This window comes from Pinisolibacter sp. DMC19 (assembly GCF_056313985.1).
Genome location: NZ_JBQUZF010000001.1, coordinates 99,386 through 115,259, shown reverse-complemented (window position 1 = coordinate 115,259; position 15,874 = coordinate 99,386). Strand labels below are relative to the sequence as shown.

Sequence of the window (15,874 nt, the reverse complement as noted above, 5' to 3'; positions counted from 1 at the left end):
CGGTCGCGCCGCCGACACCCCGTCTCGCCCTTCCGGCACCGGTCGCTTCGCCTCGGGGGATACGACGGCCACAGTCGAAGAACCGTCTTCTTTTTTACCATTCGAAGACGACCTCGAGAAAAAGCAGCTGCGAATCATTCCCAAATCACTCAAGATCGGCAGAATCGGTCACTCGGCGAGGTACCGGCATGAAGCAGATCGAAGAACGCGATCCGGAAGACCTCATGCGGGCGATCCTGAGTCGCGCGCCGGTAGGGATCGCCGTCATCGACTACGACGGCGTCTACGTATCGGTGAACCCCGCCTATGCTGCCGTCTACGGTTACACCGTCGACGAGATGACCGGGAACAACTTCCTGATGGTGTTCCCGGCGCAGACCCACGACGCGGTGCTGGCGCGTCACAGGGGGTTCCTCGACCACGGCGGGCATCTCGGCGGCGAGTGGGACGTCATGCGCCGAGACGGCGCCCATCTCACGGTCTGGTCGGATTCGGCGCCGTTTCCCTCGGAGACCGGGCGACCGTACCGACTGGTCTACGTTCTCGACATCACCGAGCAGAAGAAGGCGCAGGAGCAGCAGCGCATCGCCGCCACGGTCTACGAGACGACGTCCGAAGCGATCCTGGTCGCCGATGCCGACCGCCGGATCATCGCCACCAACCCCGCCTTCACGCGCCTCACCGGCTATTCCTTCGCCGACGTCGAAGGGCGCTCGGTGCAGATGTTCAGGTCGGACCGCCACGACGAACGCTTCTACGAGGAGATCTGGGAAACGCTGTCGAAGGACGGCCTGTGGACCGGCGAGATGTGGGACCGGCGCAAGTCCGGTGAGTCCTACATCGAGGAGACGACCATCACGGTCGTGAAGGATGCCGCCGGCAACGTCCTCAACTACGTCTCCGTGGCCAGCGACATCACCGAGCGCAAGTCGGCCGAGGACATGATCCGCCGGCAGGCCAACTACGATTCCATCACCGGGCTGCCCAACCGGCACATGTTCCACGCACGCCTCCAACAGGGCGCGGAGCAGGCCGACGCGAACGGCTCGAAGATGGCGCTGCTGCTGATCGATCTCGACCGCTTCAAGGAAGTCAACGACACGCTCGGCCATTCTACGGGCGATCTGCTGCTCGCCGAAGTCGCGAACCGCCTGCGCGAGCATGTCCCCCCCGAGCACACGATCGCCCGGATCGGCGGCGACGAGTTCGCGCTCGTCCTCACCGACATCGCCGACGGCGGCGCGGCCGGGGCGATGGCGCAGGAGGTGCTGCAGCGCTTCGAGGCGCCCGCGACGATCGGTTACGAGCTGGTCTTCATGTCGGCCAGCATCGGCATCTCGATCTATCCCGACGACACGCGCTCGTTGGAGGATCTGTTCAAGAACGCCGATCAGGCCCTCTATGTCGCCAAGGCGTCGGGGCGCAACTGCCTGCACTACTTCACGCCGGCGCTCGAACAGGCGGCGGTCGACCGGATGCGGCTGGCCAACGACCTCCGCCGCGCCGTTGCGGAAGAGCAGTTCGTGGTCCATTTCCAGCCGATCATCGAACTCGCCACCGGCCGTATCACCAAGGCCGAGTCGCTGATCCGCTGGCAGCATCCGACCCGCGGCATGGTCAGCCCCGGGGCCTTCATTCCGCTGGCGGAGGAGACCGGCCTGATCGTGCCGCTGGGCGACTGGGTGGCGCGTCGGGCGATCGACGAGGTCGCCCGCTGCCGCAGCGAGTTCGACCCCCGTTTCCAGATCACGGTCAACCAGTCGCCGGCCCAGTTCCGCAGCAGCCACTTCGCGGAGATCGGCTGGATCGACGAATTGCCGGCGAAGGGGCTCGACGGCCGCGCCGTCGCCATCGAGATCACCGAGGGCCTGCTGCTCCACGCCGACCCGATCGCCAAGGCCAACCTGCTGGCCTTCCGCGACGCCGGGATCCAGATCGCCATCGACGACTTCGGCACGGGCTACTCGTCGCTCGCCTATCTCCGACGCTTCGACATCGACACCCTGAAGATCGACCGCTCCTTCGTCGCCGACCTCGAGGGGGTCGGTCTCGACATCTGCGAGGCGATCATCGTCATGGCGCACCGGCTCGGCCTCGAGGTCGTCGCCGAGGGCGTCGAGACCGAACGCCAGCGCGACATCCTGCGCGACATCGGCTGCGACTACGTCCAGGGCTTCCTCTACGCCCCCGCGCTGCCGGCCGACGCCTTCGAGGCGATGCTGCGAGCGCAGAACACCGTGCAGGCCGAGACCACGTCGGCCTGAGCCGCCCTCCCCGCGCTCAGCGGCCGACGGCCTGCCGTTCGGGCGCCCGGACGAGGGTCGCGGCGAGGAGCTTGGCCAGACAGCCGTAGCCCCAGTCGTTCATGTGCAGCCCGTCCGGGGTGATGAAGGTGGCGAAGTCGTAGTGCCGCCGCTCGCTCCAGCTCTTCATGATCGCGAAGCGGTCGAAGACGCCGACGTGCGTCTCGTGGCCGGCGACAGCCACCAGATCGAGCATGTCGGGGTGGTTCGGACGGGCGAGAACGGTCGGCGAATATTGCAGGTTCATCAGCAGGACGTCGGTGCCGATCGCGGCGAGGCGGCGGACGCCGGCGCGGACGTCGAGGAACACCGACCACATGTCCTGCCCCTTGAGCAGCGTGTTGGTCCCGACCTGCCAGACGACGAGATCCGGTCGCTCGGCGAGAACGTCGTGGTCGAAGCGCAGCAACTCGTCGCGCGTGACGTTGCCGTTGATGCCGCGGTTGATCACCGTGACGTTTCGCCCCGGCAGTGCGGAACGCAGCTCGGCCTCGAGGCGGGCCGGATAGGTCGCCGCCGGCGAGGTGGCGCCGAGACCGAAGGTCGACGACGAGCCGAGGGCGACGACGCGGATCGGCGAGCCGTCGGCGAGCCGGGCGGCGAAGCGCGGCAGCGGCCGGGCGAGCCGCAGCAGGTCGGCCGGCGCGTCGCAGACGGGTCCGGGCAGCGACGGCGCTTCGCCGGCACCGGCGGAGCGGAGCGGGGCGAGAAGTCCGCAGGTGACGATCAGGGCAGCGAGAGCGGCGCGCGGGGCACGGCGGATCGGCGGCGTCGCAGGGGCGTCCATTTCGTCTCCATCGTCGGGTCGGCGTGGGCCGCGACAGGGGCTTCCGAGCGTCACTTGGGGCTCGCCGGCGGTTTGTCGAGGTCCTTGGGGACACGACGGGCGAAGAGGCCGGTGGCGAGCGCGCGGGCCAGATGTTCGGCCATGCAGGCGTCGCCGATGCCCGACCGGTCGTCGAAGAGCGCGGCGTCGCTCGGCAGCTTCTTCAGCCGGGCGAGCGTCTCGCCGACCTCGTAGCGGCGGATGCGCAGCACGCCCTCCTGCCGCGCCACCTCGTTGATCGCCTCGCGCATCGCCTGATACTGCGGGTCGTCGCGCAGGCTCGCCGTGTAGTGCAGGCCGATCAGCACGGTGTCGACCTCGTGTTCGGCGAGCCAGCGGATGGTGGAGCGGATGATCTCCCGGGTCTCGGCCGGGTCCATGCCCGCCATGGCGTCGGCGGTGCCCACCTGCCAGAAGACGACGTCGGGCGCATTGCGGGCGACCTCGAGGCGGATGCGTTCGGCGCCGTCGCGGGCGAGTTCGCCGGAGACGCCACGCTGGACGATCTGCACCTGGAGGCCCTTGAAGGTCGTCTCGAGGAAGCGCTCGACCAGTCCGTAATAGTCGCCGCCGGGGCGCGCGCCGCCGAGGACCGAACTGCCGATCGCCAGCACGACGATCTCCTGATGCTGCGTCATGGCGCGGACGAGATGGGGAAAAGCGACCGCCGGGGCGCCGTCGGTGCCGGTCGCGGCGCATTCGCTCGGCATCGGCGCCAACTGCGGCTCGGCCGCCGCCGGCAGCGCGACGATCGTCGTCAGGGCGGCGAGGAGTGCCGCGATCGCGCGGAGGCGTCGTGTCATCGCTGTCGTTCCCACCAGTCGGCAACGGCCGCAGCCGTGAACAGGACCGCCAGTCCACCGGCGACGATGATCGTATCGCCGACGATGCCGCTTCGAAACACGAATCGCAGGATCTGGGCGGCGAGGCTCACCAGCGAGCCGATGCAGAAGACCAGCAGCGAATTGCGCCCGAGGAGCGACAAGGCACGCCCCAACGCCGGCAGGCTGCGCTCGATCGGCGGCCACAACGCCGAGGCGAGCGCGGCGAGGAGCAGGAACTGGCCGATCCGCGTCGGCGTCAGGAAGCTCTTGTCGTTGACGAAGAGGAGATGCGGCTCCGGCGCCGTCGTCGGGTCGAGTTCCCAGCCCGCCCAGCGCGCCCAGGCGGCGAAGGCGATCACCGGCAGGGCGACGAGCCGGATCTTGCCGATGTGACGACGCACCCGAGCGCCGAGCCCCGTCGGCTGGGCCAGCACGAAGCCGAGCACGAAGGCGAGCTGCCAGCACAGCGGATCGAAGAACCATTCGCCCTGGGTCGGCCAGGTGTCGAAGGTGAACTCGCCGACGAGGCAGACCAGCCACAGCGCCAGCGAGAGCGGCAGCAGCGCCGACGGCCAGCGTCGATGCAGCAGCGCGATGAAGGGCGAGGCGAAGAGCAGCACGACGTAGAGCGGTAGGATGTCGAAATAGCCGAGCTGGTGGGTCAGCAGGACGAGGCCGATGTGGGCCTCGACCGGGGCGGTGAAGACCGCCGAGGCGTTGAACCAGTCGAGCAGCAGCGGGTTGTCGAGCAGCTTCGAGGCGGCGGCGAGCATGGCGATGGCCGCCATGACGATCACCATGTGGGCGGCGTAGAGCTTGCCGGCCCGAAGGAAGAGCCGCATCACCAGCGGGGCCGCCGGGCGCGGATCCTCGGGGCGGCCGACCGCATGGATCAGCGACCAGCCGGCGAGGAAGACGAAGAGTTCGGCCGAATCCGACTGCGACACCACCTTGTGGGTGAACTGCTCCCACAGGTTGCCGGGGATGTGGTTGACGAAGATCTCGACCAGGGCGAAACCGCGCCAGAAGTCGACGGCATTGGGCGAGCGGGGCATCGCCGTCTCTCCCGGGTCCGGCAACGTCCGGCCCGCGCGGGGGCCGAGGACGACGATTTCGTTTCTGCCATGCTGGCGGCGGCGGCGGTCGGCTGTCAAGGCGCCGGGCGCCTCAGCCCCGCCCGTAGACCGCGTCCGCCCGCTTCTCGAAGGCTTCGGCGAAGGTGCGGAAGGCGCGGTCGAACATCGCGCCCATCAGGACGCCGAGTGTGCGGCTCCGGAACTCGTAGGCGATCGAAAAGCCGACGTCGCAGGTCTTCTCGCCGGTCTCGCGGAAGGTCCAGACGTTCTCCAGCCGGCTGAAGGGCCCGTCGAGATAGGTCACGCGGATCTCGCGCTTCTCGCGGTCGAGTTCGACGCGCGAGGTGAAGGTCTCGCGCACCAGCTTGAACGACACCGTCATGTCGGCGATCAGCACCGCCCTGCCCTCGCCCCCGTCCTCGCGCGCCCTGACGCGCAGCGCGGCGCAGAGGGGGACGAAGCGGGGGTATTTCTCCACGTCGGCGACGAGGTCGAACATGTTCTCCGCCGAATGGCGGACCCGGCGCGTCGTGGAGAAGGCCGGCATCAGGCGCTCTTGGCGGCACGCGCCGCGCGCAGCCGCGCGAAGTCGTCGCCGGCGTGGTGCGACGAGCGGGTCAGCGGGCTCGCCGAGACCATCAGGAAGCCCTTGGTATAGGCGACCGTCTCGTAGGACTTGAACTCCTCGGGGGTGACGAAGTGCGTCACCTCGTGGTGCTTCTTGGTCGGCTGGAGGTACTGGCCAATGGTGATGAAGTCGACGTCGGCAGAGCGCAGGTCATCCATCAGCTGGAGCACTTCGTTGCGCTCCTCGCCGAGGCCCACCATGATGCCGGACTTGGTGAAGATCTCCGGATCGAGCTCCTTCACCCGCTGCAGCAGGCGGATCGAATGGAAATAGCGGGCGCCGGGGCGGACCGTCAGGTAGTTGCCCGGCACCGTCTCGAGATTGTGGTTGAAGACGTCGGGCTTCGCCGCCACGACGATCTCGAGCGCACCGTCCTTCTTGAGGAAGTCCGGGGTCAGCACCTCGATCGTGGTCGCCGGCGACTTGGCGCGGATCGCGCGGATGGTCGCGGCGATGTGGGCGGCGCCGCCGTCGTCGAGGTCGTCGCGGTCGACGGAGGTGACGACCACGTGGGTCAGGCCGAGCTTCTCGACGGCGATCGCCACGTTCTCCGGCTCTTCCGGGTCGAGCGGCTGCGGTTTGCCGGTCGCGACGTTGCAGAAGGCGCAGGCGCGGGTGCAGGTGTCGCCCATGATCATGAAGGTCGAGTGCTTCTTCGACCAGCATTCGCCGATGTTGGGGCAGCCCGCCTCTTCGCAGACCGTGACCAGCTTGTTGTCGCGGACGATCTTCTGCGTCTCGTTGTAGACCGGCGAGCCCGGCGCCTTGACGCGGATCCAGGCGGGCTTGCGCGCCACCGGTTGATCGGGGCGATGAGCCTTCTCGGGATGGCGGACCTTGTCGCCCTGCGGGCGCTTGCCGGCGAGGGTGTCGACCACGTTGACCATCGGCGGATCTCTCCTTCCGTCGGGCGACGTGCCGACGTTCGCCTCTGATATAGGCCCTCCCACGCGCGGGCAAGCACGCGCGAGCGCAAAGCCGCTGCCCGGAAGGGGCGGAGGTGGCCGATTCTCGAGGACGTCGCCGGGATCTTCCTTCTCCCCTTGCGGGAGAAGGTGCCCGAAGGGCGGATGAGGGGTGGTGCCGAAGGCACATCCCGGTCGACCGTCCCGCATGCACTGGCGCGCGCCCCCTCATCCGGCCCTGCGGGCCACCTTCTCCCGCGGAGGGGAGAAGGGACGATGCGGCAAGCGCCGTGCGTCTCCTCACGCCGGCGGAAGACGTCGGAGCTCGCTCTCACGCCGGCGGAAGACGCCGGCCGGCCTTGACGCGGATGATCTCCTTCGGCCGGCCCTTGATGTCGAGCGGCACGTCGAGGACGAGGCTCGCCTCGCCTTCCAGCGGATGGTCGAGTTCGAGCTTGCCGAGGAAGCCCTCCTGGCTCCACGACACCGGGAGCGAGCCGCCCGAGGTCTCGTAGACCAGCGTCGACCAGCCCTTGTTGGGCACGATGCGCAGCTGATGGACGATACGGCCGTCGCCGCAGTCGGAACGGGCGACCTCCCAGCGGGCGCCGGCGGATGTGCCGGAACGGGTGACGACGGTCGGGCAGAGGTCGCGGGCGATCCAGGCGCGCAGCGCCATCGGGCCAAAGAGGCCGAGCAGCGCCAGAATGCCGATGCCGATCAGGATCATCCGCCCGCGGCGGCGCTTTCCGCCCGCCGTCGGCGTCGCGACGTCGTCCATGCGTCCCCTCCCCGTCGCCCGCGACCGGTCAGGATCGACGGGCGGTCGCGCGATCCGCCGGCTCGACGATGACGCCGTGCCAGCCCAGTCCCGCATAGGTCTCATATCCGGGCGTGGCGTGGAAGGCCAGGAAGCTGCCGTCGGGGCGCCGCTCGTAGCCGGAGGTGCGGCCGCGCGGATCGAAGGTCAGCGTCTCGGAGAGCATGCCACGACCGTCGGAGGCAGCGATGACGCGGCGGCGACGATCGACCAGCAGCACGCGGGCGATGCCGGCGCGATCGCCCAGCCGAATACCCTCGACGATGGCGCAGGCCTGCGGCTCCCAGTCGAAATGGACGGCGAGCACGCCGAGCGGCCGGCCGCGGGTGGCGCCGCCTGCGCGCACCGCCGTGGCGAAGGTCGCGACGCCGGCGTCGCCGAGCAGCGGCTCGCGCGTCACGTCCTCGGCATGGAAGTCGTCGCCGGTGGCGAGCCCCATGGAGGTACGGAACCACGGCCGATCGGCGACCGACTGTCCGGCGACGGCGAAACGGTCGGCCCGCCCATTGGCGATCACCCGGCCGGACGGGTCGATCAGCCAGAGGTCGAGATAGACCGTGTAGGCGCGCAGGATGACGCCGAGGCGATCGGCAGCGAAGGCATGGAGGCCCGGATCGGTCGTCGCCGCGGCCTCGACCACGGCGCTGTCGGTCGCCCACCAGCGGACGTCGCAGGAGCGCTCATAGAGATTGCGGTCGATCAGTTCGACGGCGTTCAGCGCCAGATCGACCATGCGGTCGCCGTGGGCGGTCTCGGCCATCGAGCGGGCGAGCCGCGCCACGGTCTCGATCTCGCCGCCGAGTTCGGTGTCGAGCCCGCGGGCGAGCGCGTCGACCTCGTCGGAGATCCCCCGCACCTCCTGGCTGACGACGGCGAAGCCACGTCCGGCGTCACCGGCCCGCGCCGCCTCGATCAGGGCGTTGAGCGCGAGGATCTTCATGCGGCGGGTGATGGCGCGGATCTCGGCGACCTTCTGTTCGGCGAGGTCGCGTGCTGCGCCGGAGCACTGGAGAATTCCGTCCAGAGACTGCCCGCTTCCCTCGTCCGCCTGGACACCCGCAACCATGGTTCCCGCTCCCCGTTTCTCGACATGACGCTACGGAAAGACAAGTGCAGCAATACTGAACGATTGCCTAACACAGACCGAGTCGGAAGCCCGAAAATGCGACCTGCACGATATTTCATCATTTTTGTACGTGCGAATGCGACGGGTGGCCCGAAACGCAGGAAGGCGGCGGGCTTTCGGCCCGCCGCCTTCTCGGAATCGCTCGCAGGATGTGCCGTCCGGCGTCAGACGTGGATGGCGCGGCCTTCGCTGTCCAGCACCGCCTCGTGCATCATTTCCGACAGGGTCGGATGCGGGAAGACGGTGTGGATCAGGTCCTCCTCGGTGGTCTCGAGGTTCATGGCGATGGCGTAGCCCTGGATCAGCTCGGTGACGTCCGCACCGATCATGTGGGCGCCGAGCAGGCGGCCGGTCTTCTTGTCGAAGACGACCTTGATCAGGCCCTCCGGCTCGCCCATGGCGATCGCCTTGCCGTTGCCGACGAAGGGGAAGCGGCCGACCTTGACCTCGTAGCCCGCGGCCTTGGCCTTCTCTTCGGTCAGACCGACCGAGGAGACCTGCGGCTGGGAATAGGTGCAGGCGGGGATCTTCTGCTTGTCCATCGGGTGCGGGTGTTTGCCGGCGATCGCCTCGATGCAGATGATGCCCTCGTGTTCGCCCTTGTGGGCGAGCATCGGCGGGCCGGCGACGTCGCCGATGGCATAGATGCCCGGCACGTTCGAGCGGCCGTACTCGTCGATCACCACGCAGCCGCGATCGGTCTTCACGCCGAGCTTCTCGAGACCGAGGTTCTCGACGTTGCCGACGACGCCGACCGCCGAGATGACGCGATCGACGGCGACCTGACGCTGCACGCCGGCCTTGTCCTCGAGCGTCGCGGTGACGCTGTCGGCATGGCGGACGAGGCCGAGCACCTTGGTGCCGACGTGGATCTTCAGACCCAGCTTCTCGAAGTTCTTCTTGGCGACGGCCGAGATCTCGGCGTCCTCGACCGGCAGGACGCGGTCCATGACCTCGACCACCGTCACGTCGACGCCGAGGGCGTTGTAGAAGGACGCGAACTCGATGCCGATGGCACCCGAGCCGACGACCAGCATGGTCTTGGGCAGCGAGGTCGGCTTCAGCGCGTCGAAATAGGTCCACACCAGCTTGCCGTCGGGCTCGAGGCCCGGGACGACGCGCGGCTTGGCGCCGGTCGCCAGAATGATGTGCTTGGCCTCGTATTCACCGCCGCCGAGCGCGCCCTTGGGGGCGTTGTCGGTGCCGGTGACGACGATGTTGCCGGGGTTGGTCAGGATGGCGCGACCCCAGATCACGTCGACCTTGTTCTTCTTCAGGAGGAAGCCGACGCCGGTGTTGAGCTGACCGGAGACGCCGCGCGAACGCTTGACGATCGCTTCCAGATCGAAGCCGGGATTGTCGACCTTGAGGCCGAAGTTCGCCGCATGCTTCATGAACTGGTAGATCTCGGCCGAGCGCAGCAGCGCCTTGGTCGGGATGCAGCCCCAGTTGAGGCAGATGCCGCCGAGGTGCTTGGCCTCGACGATGGCGGTCTTGAAGCCGAGCTGGGCGGCGCGGATGGCGGTCACGTAGCCGCCGGGGCCCGAACCGATGACGATGACGTCGTATTGAGACATGGAGTTTTCTCCGTCCTGCCGTCACGTCGATCCGAACGGGATCCGCGACATTCGATCTCTCTGTTCGGCTTCATCCTGAGGTGCCCGGCAAGGCCGGGCCTCGAAGGACGAAGCCGTCGACGGGCGCATCACACGCCCGATTATGGGCTCTGCCCATCGGTCCTCCGCCCTTCGAGGCTCGCTCGCGCTCGCACCTCAGGGTGAAGGACCTCCGTCGTTCGGGCTTTCAGACCCCCACCCGGCCCGCCTGCGGCGGTCCACCCTCCCCGCGAGGGGGAGGGTTTGATCCGCGGCTCGCCTCACACCAGCATGGACATCGGCGCTTCGATCAGCGCCTTGAAGGCGGAGATCAGTTCGGCGCCGAGCGCACCGTCGACCGCACGATGGTCGGTCGACAGCGTCACCGTCATGGCGGTCACCACGGCGGGGGCGCCGTCCTTGACCACCACCCGCTGCTCGCCCGCGCCGACCGCCAGGATCGTCGCGTGCGGCGGGTTGATGATGGCGGCGAAGTCCTTGATGCCGAACATGCCGAGGTTGGACACGGCGGTGGAGCCGCCCTGATACTCTTCCGGCTTCAGCTTGCGGGCCTTGGCGCGCGCCGCGAAGTCCTTCATCTCGTTGGAGATGGTCGACAGCGACTTCTGCTCGGCCTTGCGCACCACCGGGGTGATGAGCCCGCCCGGGATCGACACGGCGACGCCGACGTCGGAGTACTTGTGCTTCACCATCGCGCCGTCGGTCCACGACACGTTGGCATCCGGCACGCGCTGGAGCGCCAGCGCCAACCCCTTGATGACGAAGTCGTTGACCGAGACCTTGAAGGCCGGCTTGCCGTCCTTGACCGGGGCGCCGGCGTTGATCTGGGCGCGCAGCGCGAGCAGCGCGTCGAGCTCGACGTCGACCGACAGGTAGAAGTGCGGCACGGTCAGCTTCGATTCCATCAGCCGCTTGGCGATGGTCTTGCGCATGCCGTCGTGCGGCACGAGCTCGTAGGAGCCCGGCTCGAACAGCTTCAGCACCGCCTCGTCCGACGGACCGGCCGGCAGAGCCGCCGGCGCGGCGGCGGCCGGAGAAGCGGCCGCCTTCGGCGCCGCGGCAGGCGCCCCGGCGACGGCGGTGCCGGCGGCGGAAGCGGCATCGACGTCCTTCAGGACGATGCGGCCGCGCGGGCCGGAGCCGGCGATCTTCGTCAGATCGAGACCCTTCTCCTTGGCCACCCGACGGGCGAGCGGCGAGGCGAAGATGCGATCGCCGGAGGCGGCGACCGGGGCTGGGCCGGCGGGAACCGCGGCGGGCGCCGGAGCGGCGGCAGCAGCAGGCGCGGCAGGCGCCGGGGCAGCAGCGGCCTTGGGGGCCGGAGCGGCACCACCGGAAGCGGCGGCGGCGGCGACGTCCTCGCCTTCGCCGGCGATGACGGCGATCGGCGTGTTGACGGCGACGTCGGTGCTGCCGGCCGGCACGAGGATGGCGGCGAGGATACCCTCGTCGACCGCCTCGACTTCCATCGTCGCCTTGTCGGTCTCGATCTCGGCGAGGACGTCGCCGGACTTCACGGTGTCGCCGACGGCCTTGAGCCACTTGGCGAGATTGCCCTTCTCCATGGTGGGAGAGAGCGCGGGCATGAGGATGTTGGTGGGCATGAAGACCCCCGAAATCGTGTCGCGAGCTGTCGGCCGGTGACGGCCGGGCGGGAAGCCGATCGGTTGCCCGACCGGCTCCGGGACATCAGCGGTAGGTCACCGCGCGCACCGCCTCGATCACCTCGCCGACGTTCGGCAGGGCGAGCTTCTCGAGGTTGGCGGCGTAGGGCATCGGAACGTCCTTGCCCGTCACCTTGAGAACCGGGGCGTCGAGATAGTCGAAGGCCTCCGAGACCAGCCGCGAGGCGATCTCCGAGCCGATCGAGCAGATCGGCCAGCCCTCTTCCACCGTGACGCAGCGACCCGTCTTCTGCACCGAGCGGATCACCGTCTCGATGTCGAGCGGACGGATCGAGCGCAGGTCGATCACCTCGGCCGAGATGCCGAGCGCCTCGAGTTCGGCCACCGCCTTCATCGTGTAGGTCATGCCGATGCCGAAGGAGACCAGCGTCACGTCCGAACCCGGACGCACGATCTTCGCCTTGCCGATCGGGGCGACGAAGTCGCCGACCGGCACGTCGAAGGACTGGCCGTAGAGGATCTCGTTCTCGAGGAAGATCACCGGGTTCGGGTCGCGGATCGCGGCCTTGAGCAGCGCCTTGGCGTCGGCGGCCGACCACGGCTGGACGACCTTGAGGCCGGGGATCTGGGCATACCAGGCGGCGTAGTCCTGGGAATGCTGGGCGCCGACGCGGGCGGCGGCGCCGTTCGGCCCGCGGAACACGATCGGGCAGCCCATCTGGCCGCCGGACATGTAGAGCGTCTTGGCTGCCGAGTTGATGATGTGGTCGATCGCCTGCATGGCGAAGTTGAACGTCATGAACTCGACGATCGGCTTCAGACCGGCCAGCGCCGCACCGACGCCGAGGCCGGCGAAGCCGTGCTCGGTGATCGGCGTGTCGATGACGCGCTCGGCACCGAACTCCTGCAGGAGCCCCTGCGTGATCTTGTAGGCGCCCTGGTACTCGGCGACCTCCTCGCCCATGACGAAGACCTCGGCGTCACGCCGCATCTCTTCCGCCATGGCCTCGCGCAGCGCCTCGCGGACGGTCTTGTGCTCGAACTCCGTGCCGGCCGGATAGTCCGGCTCGAGCGCGACGGGGGCGAGCGGCGCGGCGGCGACGGTCGCCGGGGCCGCGGCCGGAGCGGCGGCGGCCGGAGCCGGCGCCGCGGCGGGCGAGCCGGCGGCGGTGTCGGAGGCGTCGGCGCCGATCACGGCGATCGGCGTGTTGACCTTGACGGCCTCGGTGCCGGCGGGAACGAGGATCGCCGAGAGGACGCCCTCGTCGATCGCCTCGACTTCCATCGTCGCCTTGTCGGTCTCGATCTCGGCGATGACGTCGCCGGACTTCACGGTGTCGCCGACGGCCTTGAGCCACTTGGCGAGCTTGCCCTCTTCCATCGTCGGGGAGAGCGCGGGCATGAGAATTTCTACGGCCATGATCGCTTCTCCTCAGCGCACGATGTCGGTCCAGAGCTCGGAGACGTCCGGCTCGGGATCGGTCTGGGCGAAGTCGGCGGCTTCCTGGACGACGGTGCGGACCTCGGCGTCGAGCACCTTGAGTTCGTCCTCGGTGGCCAGCCCCGACGCGAGGAGACGGGCACGGACCTGCTCGATCGGGTCGTGCTCGTTGCGCATCTTCTGGACCTCCTCCTTCGACCGGTACTTGGCCGGGTCGGACATGGAGTGGCCGCGATAGCGGTAGGTCATCATCTCGAGGATGTAGGGACCCTGGCCCGAACGGGCGTATTCGAAGGCGCGGGCGGAGGCCTCGCGCACTGCGCGGACGTCCATGCCGTCGACCTGCTCGCCGGGGATGCCGAAGGACACGCCGCGCTTGGAGAAGTCGATCTGCGACGAAGAGCGCGTCACCGCGGTGCCCATGGCGTAGCGGTTGTTCTCGATCACGTAGATCACGGGGAGCTTCCACAGCTCCGCCATGTTGAAGCTCTCGTAGACCTGACCCTGGTTGGCGGCGCCGTCGCCGAAGAAGGCGACCGAGACGAGGCCGTTCTTCTTGTACTTGTTGGCGAAGGCGAGGCCGGTGCCGAGCGGCACCTGGGCGCCGACGATGCCGTGGCCGCCGTAGAAGGCCTTCTCGACGCTGAACATGTGCATCGAGCCGCCCTTGCCCTTGGAATAGCCGCCGCGCCGGCCGGTCAGCTCGGCCATGACGCCCTTGGCTTCCATGCCGGCGGCCAACATGTGGCCGTGGTCGCGGTAGGAGGTGATGAACTGGTCGCCCTGCTTCATCGCCATCTGCATGCCGACGACGACGGCTTCCTGGCCGATGTAGAGGTGGCAGAAGCCGCCGATCAGGCCCATGCCGTACATCTGGCCGGCCTTCTCTTCGAAGCGGCGGATGAGAAGCATGTTGCGGTAGGCGGCGAGCTCTTCGTCGCGGTCGAAGGGCGCGGGACCGGTCTCGACCGGTGCCTTGGATTTGGAAGACTTCGGGGCAGCCATCGCGTTCTCCCTGCATGCCGTCTCGAGCGGCCGGCGTGCGACGGAGGATAGAGCGAAGCGTGCCACGCGCAAGTGCGCGAATTTGCCGGTGAAGTACGTTTCAAATCACTGCAATGCAACATGAAAATGACATTGAACTCGAATTCGGTTGATTCGAGTTGATCAACTCATTTCCGGTTCATCCAAACATGCTGCGGTGCACTCGCGACGATGGCAATTTCCTTCGCATTTGCGAAGCCGAGAATCTCCCGCGCGCGCTCGTCGAGCATGTCGCTCTCGAGGCTGGAGGAGCGCAGCAGGGTGACGCGATGCTCGATCAGCCTGCGCTCCTTGCGGACCTTGTCGAGCTCCTCGTCGAGACGGGTCGCTTCGACCGCGAGCTGACGGCGCGCCTCGATGCCGAAGGAGCCGTGCCAGCCGTGCCAGGCGAAATAGCCCGAGAAGGCGAGCGCGATGGCCGGAACGATCAGTGGGCGGATCCAGGACTTGCGACGCTGACGGGTAGACATGAGATACGCTGGACCCCTACTCGAGAACGCCCTTCTGGGCCCCGATCGGTTTTCCATATGAACAGCACAGGGTTAACACCGCCTTGCCGGAGCCGTCGGGAGCGGTGAAATTCGACGGATCGCCGCCTCGTGCCGGTGCGCCGCCGACGGTTTGTTCACGCTTGCCGTGCGAAGATCGCGGCGACTTCGAAAGGTCCGCGCCCTCGGAGGAACGCACCATGCGTCGTCTGCTCCTCGTCCCCCTCCTCCTCGTCGGTCTCGTGGCCTGCGGCCGCGAGCCGACGGACATCGACGTCGAGATCGATACCGACAAGGTCTCCTCCGTCGACGTCGACCGGGCGCTCGACCAGATCCGCAATGCCTGCCGGCCGCTGTTCTCCACCCACGCCTCCGACGTCGAGCGCATCCGCGCCATCGTCTCCGACGAGCCGGGCACGATGGCGCGCCGATACGGCTGGGGCGTCCACATCGATCTGATCGTCGACCTGCGCCGAGCGACCTCCACTCTCGACGGCGAGATCGAGCCGCAGGCCCGCTTCCTCGCCGGCGGCGGGGCGCGGCCGGGCATGCTCGCCTTCTCGCCGACGTCTGCCGCGCTGTGCAATCAGCCGCTGGCGACGGGCCGGCGCAACGCCTTCATCCCCGTCAAGAGCCTCGCCGAGGAACTGCCGCAACGGATCGACAACCCGACGAAGGAACAGGTCGCGACCTATCGCGCCGAGGAGGCGGCAGCGCTTTCCGGCGACTATCAGAGCCAGCGCAACATGGCATGGTGTTTCGTCGACGGCTGCACCGGCGTCGAACCGATCGACGACCTCAAGGCCTGCATCTGGAGGCTGGTGATCGCGTCCTCGGGCCATCCCAGGGTCGATCAATCGGACCGCGACAACGTCCGTATCGACTGCGACCAGTCCCTCGCCGCGGAAGACCGTGCCGCCGCCCAGACCCAGGCCGGCGCCCTCTTCCAGAAGATCTACAAGAAGCCGATGCCGTGAGGCGGGGGTGTGGCGCGCCGGCCACCGCGACCGACGTCGGCCCCGTCTTAGCCGCGAGCACCCCTTCCCTTCTCCCCTCGCGGGAGAAGGTGGCCGAAGGCCGGATGAGGGGCGCGTGCGACAGCACGCAAGGCGTCGACGGCCGCGGGCTCTCGCGCCTTGCGGCGCGCGCCCC

Annotated in this window: 14 protein-coding genes; 2 read left to right on the top strand and 12 right to left on the bottom strand. The window is 68.4% G+C overall.

Annotated elements, in window-relative coordinates; all coding sequences use genetic code 11:
• Positions 1–188: 188 nt before the first annotated feature.
• On the top strand, positions 189–2,264 hold the full coding sequence (locus tag ACT53U_RS00530; RefSeq protein ID WP_476151863.1) for a putative bifunctional diguanylate cyclase/phosphodiesterase: 2,076 nt from the start codon (positions 189–191) through the stop codon (positions 2,262–2,264).
• 16 nt (positions 2,265–2,280) lie between these two features.
• Here ACT53U_RS00530 and ACT53U_RS00525 read toward each other — a convergent pair whose 3' ends face one another.
• The 12 genes from ACT53U_RS00525 to ACT53U_RS00470 all read right to left on the bottom strand — a co-directional run bounded on the left by ACT53U_RS00525 (position 2,281) and on the right by ACT53U_RS00470 (position 14,704).
• Positions 2,281–3,090 carry an SGNH/GDSL hydrolase family protein gene (locus ACT53U_RS00525; RefSeq protein ID WP_476151861.1) on the bottom strand — a complete coding sequence of 270 codons (810 nt, stop codon included), beginning with the start codon at positions 3,088–3,090 and terminating at the stop codon, positions 2,281–2,283.
• 50 nt (positions 3,091–3,140) lie between these two features.
• Positions 3,141–3,932, bottom strand: a complete 792-nt coding sequence (locus ACT53U_RS00520; RefSeq protein ID WP_476151859.1) for an SGNH/GDSL hydrolase family protein — start codon at positions 3,930–3,932, stop codon at positions 3,141–3,143.
• Positions 3,929–5,008, bottom strand: coding sequence for an OpgC family protein (locus ACT53U_RS00515; RefSeq protein ID WP_476151858.1), 1,080 nt, complete (start codon positions 5,006–5,008; stop codon positions 3,929–3,931). The genes ACT53U_RS00520 and ACT53U_RS00515 overlap by 4 nt, the downstream gene beginning before the upstream one ends.
• A gap of 112 nt (positions 5,009–5,120) precedes the next feature.
• Complete coding sequence (locus ACT53U_RS00510; protein ID WP_476151856.1) at positions 5,121–5,576, bottom strand: type II toxin-antitoxin system RatA family toxin; 456 nt, start codon at positions 5,574–5,576, stop codon at positions 5,121–5,123.
• Positions 5,576–6,544 carry a lipoyl synthase gene (gene lipA, locus ACT53U_RS00505; RefSeq protein WP_476151855.1) on the bottom strand — a complete coding sequence of 323 codons (969 nt, stop codon included), beginning with the start codon at positions 6,542–6,544 and terminating at the stop codon, positions 5,576–5,578. Before lipA ends, ACT53U_RS00510 begins: the two co-directional genes overlap by 1 nt.
• A gap of 349 nt (positions 6,545–6,893) precedes the next feature.
• A complete protein-coding gene (locus ACT53U_RS00500) occupies positions 6,894–7,343 on the bottom strand; it encodes a hypothetical protein (RefSeq protein ID WP_476151853.1) in 450 nt (149 codons plus the stop codon).
• Between the two features lie 28 nt (positions 7,344–7,371).
• Complete coding sequence (locus tag ACT53U_RS00495; protein ID WP_476151851.1) at positions 7,372–8,448, bottom strand: methyl-accepting chemotaxis protein; 1,077 nt, start codon at positions 8,446–8,448, stop codon at positions 7,372–7,374.
• 224 nt (positions 8,449–8,672) lie between these two features.
• Positions 8,673–10,085, bottom strand: a complete 1,413-nt coding sequence (gene lpdA / locus ACT53U_RS00490; protein ID WP_476151850.1) for a dihydrolipoyl dehydrogenase — start codon at positions 10,083–10,085, stop codon at positions 8,673–8,675.
• A 299-nt stretch (positions 10,086–10,384) separates the two neighbouring features.
• A complete protein-coding gene (locus tag ACT53U_RS00485; RefSeq protein WP_476151849.1) occupies positions 10,385–11,728 on the bottom strand; it encodes a pyruvate dehydrogenase complex dihydrolipoamide acetyltransferase in 1,344 nt (447 codons plus the stop codon).
• An 85-nt stretch (positions 11,729–11,813) separates the two neighbouring features.
• Positions 11,814–13,169 carry a pyruvate dehydrogenase complex E1 component subunit beta gene (locus tag ACT53U_RS00480; RefSeq protein ID WP_476151848.1) on the bottom strand — a complete coding sequence of 452 codons (1,356 nt, stop codon included), beginning with the start codon at positions 13,167–13,169 and terminating at the stop codon, positions 11,814–11,816.
• 12 nt (positions 13,170–13,181) lie between these two features.
• Positions 13,182–14,195: a pyruvate dehydrogenase (acetyl-transferring) E1 component subunit alpha gene (gene pdhA / locus ACT53U_RS00475; protein WP_476151847.1), complete on the bottom strand. Its 1,014-nt coding sequence runs from the start codon at positions 14,193–14,195 to the stop codon at positions 13,182–13,184.
• 167 nt (positions 14,196–14,362) lie between these two features.
• Entirely contained in the window at positions 14,363–14,704 is a 342-nt protein-coding gene (locus tag ACT53U_RS00470; protein ID WP_476151845.1) for an FtsB family cell division protein, read from the bottom strand.
• Positions 14,705–14,922: 218 nt separating this feature from the next.
• Here ACT53U_RS00470 and ACT53U_RS00465 point away from each other — a divergent pair, with 218 nt between their 5' ends.
• Entirely contained in the window at positions 14,923–15,699 is a 777-nt protein-coding gene (locus tag ACT53U_RS00465) for a hypothetical protein (protein WP_476151844.1), read from the top strand.
• Positions 15,700–15,874: the final 175 nt, after the last annotated feature.

Bases quoted from the DNA above. Each gene is read 5' to 3' on its own strand.
- ACT53U_RS00515 (WP_476151858.1), bottom strand. From the start codon at position 5,008: ATGCCCCGCTCGCCCAATGCCGTCGACTTCTGGCGCGGTTTCGCCCTG.
- ACT53U_RS00495 (WP_476151851.1), bottom strand. From the start codon at position 8,448: ATGGTTGCGGGTGTCCAGGCGGACGAGGGAAGCGGGCAGTCTCTGGAC.
- lipA (WP_476151855.1), bottom strand. From the start codon at position 6,544: ATGGTCAACGTGGTCGACACCCTCGCCGGCAAGCGCCCGCAGGGCGAC.
- ACT53U_RS00510 (WP_476151856.1), bottom strand. From the start codon at position 5,576: ATGCCGGCCTTCTCCACGACGCGCCGGGTCCGCCATTCGGCGGAGAAC.
- ACT53U_RS00525 (WP_476151861.1), bottom strand. From the start codon at position 3,090: ATGGACGCCCCTGCGACGCCGCCGATCCGCCGTGCCCCGCGCGCCGCT.
- ACT53U_RS00520 (WP_476151859.1), bottom strand. From the start codon at position 3,932: ATGACACGACGCCTCCGCGCGATCGCGGCACTCCTCGCCGCCCTGACG.
- ACT53U_RS00530 (WP_476151863.1), top strand. From the start codon at position 189: ATGAAGCAGATCGAAGAACGCGATCCGGAAGACCTCATGCGGGCGATC.
- ACT53U_RS00480 (WP_476151848.1), bottom strand. From the start codon at position 13,169: ATGGCCGTAGAAATTCTCATGCCCGCGCTCTCCCCGACGATGGAAGAG.
- ACT53U_RS00485 (WP_476151849.1), bottom strand. From the start codon at position 11,728: ATGCCCACCAACATCCTCATGCCCGCGCTCTCTCCCACCATGGAGAAG.
- lpdA (WP_476151850.1), bottom strand. From the start codon at position 10,085: ATGTCTCAATACGACGTCATCGTCATCGGTTCGGGCCCCGGCGGCTAC.
- pdhA (WP_476151847.1), bottom strand. From the start codon at position 14,195: ATGGCTGCCCCGAAGTCTTCCAAATCCAAGGCACCGGTCGAGACCGGT.
- ACT53U_RS00500 (WP_476151853.1), bottom strand. From the start codon at position 7,343: ATGGACGACGTCGCGACGCCGACGGCGGGCGGAAAGCGCCGCCGCGGG.
- ACT53U_RS00470 (WP_476151845.1), bottom strand. From the start codon at position 14,704: ATGTCTACCCGTCAGCGTCGCAAGTCCTGGATCCGCCCACTGATCGTT.
- ACT53U_RS00465 (WP_476151844.1), top strand. From the start codon at position 14,923: ATGCGTCGTCTGCTCCTCGTCCCCCTCCTCCTCGTCGGTCTCGTGGCC.